The 2,784-nt window shown below is 43.1% G+C and carries 6 protein-coding genes; all 6 read left to right on the top strand.

Annotated features, from left to right (window positions below; translation table 11 throughout):
• The coding region (locus tag PHO71_RS17055) for a hypothetical protein (RefSeq protein WP_300205616.1) at positions 1-376 on the top strand (376 nt) is incomplete at its 5' end.
• A 7-nt stretch (positions 377-383) separates the two neighbouring features.
• Complete coding sequence (locus PHO71_RS17050; RefSeq protein ID WP_300205614.1) at positions 384-701, top strand: hypothetical protein; 318 nt, start codon at positions 384-386, stop codon at positions 699-701.
• An 810-nt stretch (positions 702-1,511) separates the two neighbouring features.
• Entirely contained in the window at positions 1,512-1,655 is a 144-nt protein-coding gene (locus tag PHO71_RS17045) for a hypothetical protein (RefSeq protein ID WP_300205612.1), read from the top strand.
• 17 nt (positions 1,656-1,672) lie between these two features.
• Positions 1,673-1,942: a hypothetical protein gene (locus PHO71_RS17040; RefSeq protein ID WP_300205611.1), complete on the top strand. Its 270-nt coding sequence runs from the start codon at positions 1,673-1,675 to the stop codon at positions 1,940-1,942.
• A 2-nt stretch (positions 1,943-1,944) separates the two neighbouring features.
• Positions 1,945-2,235, top strand: coding sequence for a hypothetical protein (locus PHO71_RS17035; RefSeq protein WP_300205610.1), 291 nt, complete (start codon positions 1,945-1,947; stop codon positions 2,233-2,235).
• Positions 2,232-2,784 (top strand): hypothetical protein (locus PHO71_RS17030; RefSeq protein ID WP_300205609.1); only part of this gene is annotated, 553 nt, incomplete at its 3' end. The genes PHO71_RS17035 and PHO71_RS17030, both read left to right, overlap by 4 nt.

Here is a 2,784-nt window from a genome sequence, read left to right as displayed (position 1 = left end):
CAATGTTGCCATACTTCCAACAGTAACACTGGAGAAGTGGTTGGGAGCACTCAGGGTTCAAAAGGTACAGGCTGAGAAACGAAGCATAGGCGACCATTATCTGCTTGGACACCTTATAAGTCCAACCGACTACGAATCGATGAAACACGTACGATTTGGAGTGTATAAGAAATTTCCGGCTGTGCCGGTTAAAATTTTACAAACGACAACACGTGGCGAAATCATCGAAAGTGATTTCTACAGATGCTTAAATCCGCCGACCGAATGCAGAACACCACACATCGAAAGTGTCGAATTCCTAACGATACGAATAGACCATATCAAGAGGAAGATACATGAGCGTCAAGAAAAGACTCACAGATCAAGAAAGAAATAACCTATTCATGGGTAAACAATCGGGCGTTCTCTGTGGAGTTCGCACGGTCAAGCGAGGCGACAAAGCCGTAGACGCAATGCAGGATTTTAAATCCGCAGCAAACGCAATACAGCGCGAGATGGCACAGGATCGCCCGAAAGTAACATTCGTAAAAGGACGCAAGGAGAACTGGATTCCTCCAGCCTATGTGCAGGAGAACATGGAGATCCTTCAACGTCAGCTGTTGGCTAAGAAGCCAAAGAAAAGCCCGAAACTCATGGACAGGAAAGAACGTCAGAAGCGCAGACAAGCATTTGAAGCTAAACAGCGCGAAATGTCCCAGTAAGGGAGACTGTACAAAGATATACATACAAACCACAGCGCTTGCGATTCTTGAAAAATCGCAAGCATTCTCACACTTATGAACAACTGATGCACAGGAGCGTACATCAGACAACACTTATGCACTTAGGTGCTGGAGAGTGAATGATTCATGCGAAGAATTTGGAAGACTGGACGAGAGAGTCCAGATCACAAAATCAGGCAACGCAAGATCAATGAGAGAGCAATAGCGATTCAGGCCGAAAGGACACGCGAATGGCAAGAAGGTAAAATTCGCGTAGAGTCGACATGTTGCAAAAATAGAGAGTAAATCCTTGGTAAAAATCGTGATCAACTGTACCAGATCCCACAAGACCTATCTGAGAGGTCACAGGTTAAGTTCAAAGGGTAAGTTAAGGTAAACATACCAAACACACCATAAAAATTTAACCTTGAGCCTCTCAGATGGGTCACACTCAATTTTACAGCCGGATTGATTCCCACGATATCACCCAAGTTACATGAGTTATGCAAAGGAAGATAGAACAGAGTAAGAACATAATAACATATTCTTATATATTATTAATATATATATATTATAGAGCTTTAGTTCTTTAAAATCTCAAGAGTCTTTCGAGTCTTATGCTCTCAAGAGTCTTTCGAGTCTTATGCTCTCAAGAGTCTTTCGAAACTTATGAATCATATGCACATAAGATTCAAAAGTTTCAAAAGATTCTTCTGAAGCCATATACGAATGATAGATCTTGAAAACGAAAACTATCTTTTGATCTTAAGATGCAAAAGATCTTATAATGCTGATGCACAAATTTGTACAATGGATGGGACGAAAATGCATGGATGGGCAGATTTCAAAATAGGTGAGCCGAAAGCGATTCCCGGCTTAGTGACGATTTGCAAAGTTGTGGTCGCAATAATGATACTTACCAATTTGGCATCTGACTTCGGACTTTTGCAGTGAACAATGGAGTGTTTACGATGCGAGAATCAATAATACACCTACTCAACAGCATTTTGGGCGGTGAATATTTCACCGGCTCCGTAAAGATTGACGACCAGCTTGTAACAATTGACAGACCGTGTAAAGAAATCGTCTTTACCAACAAGGTCAACCCGACAGAATTCATCGGCATATTCACAGCTATCGTGAGTGTCCTCGGTGACTACGATCTGTTTGTTACTGATGTGTGCTTCATAAACAGCGCGACACTTATCGGTGCCCAGGGCGTCCAGATAAAGTGGAGCTGAGCATGAAAGCCGCAGCGATACTTTTATTGAACGAATTCGCGGCAGGTCACTGTACGACTGGAACAGTCTCCCTTGACCAAGGTCGCATTAACATTTCGTTCGATAAAGATGAGCAATGTATAAGATTTGCCGGAGATTTCTCAGTTGCCGAGTTTAAAACTGCACATCAGGCAGTCTCAGACAAACTTGCAACAATGGGATATGTTATATCCGACGTAAGTTTTATTAATGGAACTTCCTTCAAAAATTGTGAAGCTGTCTCAATTCGCTTTAAGGAGCACGATACCCAATGATCGTTCTAATTCCCGGTCATCTACTTGCCATAGGCGATACCAATTGGCAATTCGCCGACGACTATGGCTTTATGCAAGTAGTTACTGGCCTGACTAACGAACAAGGTGAAGAGTTGGAAGAAGCCGTCGACTCTTGGACTTACGAAGGCACGAACGCCCACGGAGACCGCATACACTTTTGTGAACTGTGTGATGCCGCATTCCACGAAACTGATCCAAGAGAGCACTTAATCAAGTGCCACATCGACCTGATCCTTGACACAAACGAGCGCGCGACTGTTGACGAAGCCACAGGAGCACTCATGTTTGTGCATGAGGACAGCGAAATTCTCTACATACTTTCACTCGATGGTTCGTATCAGACCAAACAGCCAGACGAATATAAATGGACTACAATCAGGACACATGTAATAACAAACAACATCCGAGTAGTCGAAAACATGAAGCCCCGATTCAATCAAATGATTGAAATGGCGGCACGTACAGTTGGATATGAACTCCTACATATAATTGACGCCGAGTTCACATACGAGTTGAATGAGACATGCC

The sequence above is a fragment of the Bacteroides sp. genome, assembly GCF_028690125.1.
In the GTDB taxonomy this organism is placed as follows: Bacteria; Bacteroidota; Bacteroidia; order Bacteroidales; family Bacteroidaceae; genus Bacteroides.
This window is presented reverse-complemented; position numbering and strand designations above follow the sequence as displayed.

What these genes read in the sequence shown, in the direction of transcription:
- PHO71_RS17040 (WP_300205611.1), top strand. Translation starts at nt 1,673, where the DNA reads ATGCGAGAATCAATAATACACCTACTCAACAGCATTTTGGGCGGTGAA.
- PHO71_RS17045 (WP_300205612.1), top strand. Translation starts at nt 1,512, where the DNA reads ATGGATGGGACGAAAATGCATGGATGGGCAGATTTCAAAATAGGTGAG.
- PHO71_RS17035 (WP_300205610.1), top strand. Translation starts at nt 1,945, where the DNA reads ATGAAAGCCGCAGCGATACTTTTATTGAACGAATTCGCGGCAGGTCAC.
- PHO71_RS17050 (WP_300205614.1), top strand. Translation starts at nt 384, where the DNA reads ATGGGTAAACAATCGGGCGTTCTCTGTGGAGTTCGCACGGTCAAGCGA.